Source organism: Bacillus sp. JJ1609 (assembly GCF_036967045.1).
Taxonomy (GTDB): Bacteria; Bacillota; Bacilli; order Bacillales; family Cytobacillaceae; genus Mesobacillus.
Map to the genome: position 1 here is coordinate 43,230 of NZ_JBALSS010000024.1, position 5,137 is coordinate 48,366.

The 5,137-nt window shown below is 42.0% G+C and carries 3 protein-coding genes; all 3 read right to left on the bottom strand.

The window, feature by feature from the left end; translation table 11 throughout:
• Window positions 1-218 precede the first annotated feature (218 nt).
• The 3 genes from V7654_RS16595 to polX all read right to left on the bottom strand — a co-directional run bounded on the left by V7654_RS16595 (window position 219) and on the right by polX (window position 4,970).
• Window positions 219-623: a DUF350 domain-containing protein gene (locus V7654_RS16595; protein ID WP_335431757.1), complete on the bottom strand. Its 405-nt coding sequence runs from the start codon at window positions 621-623 to the stop codon at window positions 219-221.
• A gap of 183 nt (window positions 624-806) precedes the next feature.
• A complete protein-coding gene (locus V7654_RS16600) occupies window positions 807-3,161 on the bottom strand; it encodes an endonuclease MutS2 (RefSeq protein ID WP_335431759.1) in 2,355 nt (784 codons plus the stop codon).
• A gap of 87 nt (window positions 3,162-3,248) precedes the next feature.
• Window positions 3,249-4,970, bottom strand: coding sequence for a DNA polymerase/3'-5' exonuclease PolX (gene polX / locus V7654_RS16605; RefSeq protein WP_335431760.1), 1,722 nt, complete (start codon window positions 4,968-4,970; stop codon window positions 3,249-3,251).
• Between the last annotated feature and the right edge of the window lie 167 nt (window positions 4,971-5,137).

Genomic DNA, 5,137 nt, shown 5'->3' on the forward strand with positions numbered 1-5,137 from the left:
GAACGGAAATCAACAGCCAGGTTTAACACAGCCATATTTATAAATACGTTAAGTTGAGAAGAATTTTCAACGAAGAAAAAAGAACCGCCCAATTATAGACGGTTCAAAAATTACTCTACGTAAAAAACATCATATAGATAAAGCCGACTAACAGGAATACTCCACATAGAATCAGCAATATTTTTGCCAGTTTTTCCATCTGATTTTAAATCCTCCTGTTATATTCCCGCTCCGATAATATAGGACAGACCAACTGAAATAACCATGGATATGAAACCGACAGCACGGTTGTCATTCTCGATTTCTTTATCAATATTAAACTTCGGCGTCAGGAATTCATAAATAAAATAGCCAATTAAAAGCAACACAAAGCCGAAAACTCCCCAGATGATCATGGTCAGCAATGAATCATGCTGATTGATAGAGTGGCGAAATATATTGGCAACCCCAAATATTTTTCCGCCAGTAGCCATCGCAACGGAAATATTTCCTTTCTGGATTTCATCCCAATTACGATATTTCGTCACCAGCTCAAAAACGGCAAGGAATACGACCATACAGAGAATCGCTACACTATAATAACCAGCCGTCACTATATATTCATTTTCCCAAAAATGATTCATAACCATTCTCCCCGTATTTATTTAACACCTCGTGCATCACCTATTATAAGATATTTGCCAGGCTTTTGTACCAATTATTTTACCGCACACAGTATAAGCTTTAGGTGAAAAAATAAATTGAAGCAGTCCACAAGTCTGGATCTTTATTTATTAATTAGCCTCATCTTGCAGGACTTCGATCACTTATTTAAATTCGACTACAGTAACACCGGTTCCGCCTTCGCCTGCGTCGCCGAACCTGATTTTCTTAACTGAACGGTGATTCTTTAAGTACTCCTGGACGCCTTGCCTTAACGCGCCTGTCCCTTTACCGTGAATGATGTTAACACGCGGGTATCCTGCGAGCAATGCATCGTCAATATATTTTTCAACTCTCATAAGAGCATCCTCGTAACGCTCTCCACGGAGGTCTAATTCGAGACTAACGTGAAAATCTTTCCCTTTTACTATCGCAACTGGTTTAGTTTCAACAGGCTTTGGAGAATTGATATATTCCATATCCGTTTCTTTGACTTTCATCTTCAGAATGCCGATTTGGACCTGCCATTCTTTATTTGAAACGCGTTCTATCAGATGACCTTTTTGATCAAATGTTAAGACCTTCACCTCGTCACCAGGTTGATATTCATGCTTTCCAGCCTTCGCTTTGCTGCCTTTTTTTACTTGTCTTAACTCAGGGGCAGCATCACTCAAGCGCCGTTTGGCATCGATTAATTCGTGTTCTTTAATTTCTGCTCCTTTTTCAAGGCGGAGCTTGCGGAGCTCACGAATGATTTCTTCTGCCTCATCCCTGGCCTTTTCAACAATTGCAGCCGCTTTTACTTTGGCTTTTTCTGCTAGTTCGTCTTTTCTGTCATAATAATCAGCCATCTGCTTTTGCAGATCCTGATGGAGATTTTCAGCATCTTTGAAAAGCTGATGGGCTTCTTCACGATCTCTTTCAGCCTGTCTCCTGCTTGTCTCGAGTGAAGCGATCATATTTTCAACTTCATTGCTATCCTCGCTGATATATAATCTTGCCGTTTGGATTACTGATTCTTTTAACCCAAGTCTTTTCGAAATTTCGAAGGCATTGCTTCGGCCTGGGACACCAATCAAAAGCTTGTAAGTCGGGCTGAGCGTTTCTACGTCAAATTCCACACTGGCATTTATTACACCTTCACGATTGTATCCATATGCCTTAAGCTCCGGATAGTGAGTGGTCGCAATCACCCTCGCACCGCACTTATACACTTCATCCAAAATGGAAATAGCAAGTGCCGCGCCTTCCTGAGGATCCGTTCCTGCGCCTAGTTCATCGAATAGCACCAGGCTGTTATTATCCACTTTGTTGAGGATTTCCACAATATTGACCATATGGGATGAGAAGGTACTTAAGCTTTGTTCGATAGATTGTTCATCACCGATATCTGCATAAACAGATTCAAAAACAGCCACTTCAGACCCATCAAGCGTAGGAATTTGCAATCCAGCCTGGGCCATCAGTGTACAAAGGCCAACTGTCTTAAGCGTAACCGTTTTACCACCGGTATTCGGACCTGTAATAACGATGGTCGTATAATCTTTGCCAAGTGCAACGCTGTTGGCAACTACTTCATCGATTGGGATTAATGGATGCCGTGCCTTAATAAGGTTGATTCGGCCCTCATTATTTACAATTGGCTTAGAACCTTTTATCCTGCTTCCATACCTTGCCTTAGCAAACATAAAATCAAGCTCAGCCATTATTACAACAATTGCTAGAAGCTCATCATGATATTCCGCAGTCAATGCAGACAGTTCAGTTAGAATTCTTTCTATTTCCAGCTGTTCCTTAACTCTGATGGTTTGCAGTTCATTGTTCAACTGAACTACAGACTGAGGCTCGATAAATAATGTTTGCCCTGAAGAACTTTGGTCATGGATGATGCCGCCATAATGGCTGCGGTATTCCTGTTTGACAGGGATGACAAAACGGTCATTCCTGATCGTGATGATCGCGTCCGACAGCATTTTAGCAGCATTGGAGGAGCGGATCATGCTCTCCAGCTTTTCCCGTACCCTTGACTCTCTAGTTCTCATTTGCTGACGGAGCGATCGAAGGGCTTCACTTGCACCGTCCAGAACCTCTCCGCCTTCATCGATTGCATTTTTAATTGATTCCTCTAATTTGGCAAGCACAATAATTCCTTCAGCATAGTTTAGTAAAATTGGAACATCTGTAACCTCCTGAAGGTCCTCGATGAATCGCTTCATTTGTCGGCTCGCATGGACAGTGCTTGCCACTTGGACGAGTTCAATCGGACTGAGCATACCGCCAATTTGAGCCCTTTTCGTATGCGGTCTTATATCGTGGATCCCGCCTAATGGAATATTTCCTTTTATTCTAAGCACTTTGGCCGCTTCATCTGTTTCTTCCTGAAGCCGTGAAACTTCTTCAAAATCCTTAGATGGCATTAAGTTTTGAGCTTTTTCCCTACCCAATGAGGAATGTGTATGTTCGATCAGCTGATTCCTGACTTTATCAAATTCAAGTGTTTTCATGGCTCGTTGCTGCACAAAAATTTCCTCCTTCTTCTCAATCGAAGGTTCTCTTTTAATAATGATCTATCCGTATTGGAGAGATTCTAGATTCAAAAATAGAATTTACTTATGGCGGTCATGCAGGAACTCAAGCAATCCATTCAGGTCTAATGCATTCAATACCGAGGATTGCTTGACCCAGCCCTTTCTTGCCGCTGTAACCCCTATTTCCATATGTTTAAGTGTATCTACTTTATGAGCATCTGTATTAATGACAATTTTAACTCCAGCTTCCTGAGCTTTTCTTAGATATTCCGATGCAAGGTCCAGCCTGTTAGGATTGGCATTCAGTTCAAGCGCAGTATTCGTATCCTTAGCCAGTTCGATCAGCATATCGATATCCACGGAATAGCCCTCACGTCTGCCAATCAGCCTGCCTGTCGGGTGAGCAATGATATCAACATTGGCATTCACAAGCGCCGTTTTCAAGCGATGCATGATTTTTTCAGTGGGCTGTGAAAATGACGAATGGATGGATGCAATGACCAAATCCAGCTCAGCTAACAAATCATCATCAAAATCAAGGCTGCCATCCGGTAAAATATCCATTTCAATTCCTGTCAGGATTGTAAAATTATTGAATTTTTTATTCAGTTCCTTCACTTCTTCAATTTGTTTCCTTAACCGTTCTGGTGTAAGACCGTTCGCTACCTTCAAATATTGGGAGTGGTCGGTTATGGCCATATATTTATAGCCTCTTCTGATACACTCCTTAGCCATTTCTTCAATTGAATGGCCACCGTCACTCCAGGTTGAATGCATATGAACGTCACCTTTGATTGCATCCAGGGTAATCAGTTTTAAATCCTCTTTATATAACTCCACTTCTGAACCATCCTCGCGCAATTCAGGAGGAATAAAAGGAAGCCCAAAGTACTGATAAAATTCCTCTTCGGACTTAAAAGTCGTTACCTCACCTGTTTCAACATTTTCCACACCATACTCGCTGATCTTTTCACCTTGTTCCTTTGCAAGCTGGCGCATTCTGACATTGTGATCCTTCGAACCCGTAAAATGATGAAGTGCTGTTGCGAATTCTTCCGGGGAAACGAGGCGAAAATCCACATTCACATCATAATCCAGTCCCAGCGTCACCGAAACCTTCGTATCACCAGCAGCAATGATCTCTTTGATTTTTGGCAGTTTGACTAACTCTTCTTTAACTGCTGCCGGGGTTTCTGAAGATATAATAAAATCGAGGTCCTTAATAGTTTCTCTCTGCCTTCTAAGGCTTCCTGCCCGAGAATATTGGTCTATTCCCTCTATCATTTGAAGATGGGACTCAATTAATTCTGCGACTGGCAGCATATATGCCAATGGCAGACGCTCTGGCCTCGTCCCAAAGTTTTCGATTGAAGCGAGAATCTTTTCTTCAGTTTTCTTGCCAAATCCTGCAAGATCGCGAATCTTTCCTGCCTTAGCAGCTTCCTCTAAATCATGGATACTCTCAATACCCAGCTCTTTGTAAAGCTTGGCTATTTTTTTGCCACCCATACCTGGGAGCTGGAGAAGCGGGATCAATCCGCTCGGTACTTCCTCCTGTAATTCTGCAAGCTCCGTTGATGTACCTTTTTCCATATATTCCAGGATGACGGAAGCAGTACCTTTACCAATCCCTTTTATTTCAGTCAGGTCTCCCATTTCCGACATGCTTCTTTCGTCGCCTTCAAGAGCGGCTGCCGCTTTTCTGAATGCAGAGACCTTGAATGGGTTTTCACCTTTTAATTCCATATATATAGCAATTGTTTCGAGCAATTGGACGATATCTTTTTTATTTGCTGGCATAATGCCCACCTGCCTTTTCTTTTCTATTCCAGAAGCAAAGAGATATTCCAGAATAGGTCGATTGTATTCTATTTTATAGAAAACAAGCTTCCTTGTGAAATCAAATGAAGCCTTTTTGCAAAAGGCTCTGTTAACAAGGCGTTGATTTTCGTTCCAGGCGCTTTGCT

What these genes read in the sequence shown, in the direction of transcription:
- V7654_RS16595 (WP_335431757.1), bottom strand. Translation starts at nt 623, where the DNA reads ATGAATCATTTTTGGGAAAATGAATATATAGTGACGGCTGGTTATTAT.
- polX (WP_335431760.1), bottom strand. Translation starts at nt 4,970, where the DNA reads ATGCCAGCAAATAAAAAAGATATCGTCCAATTGCTCGAAACAATTGCT.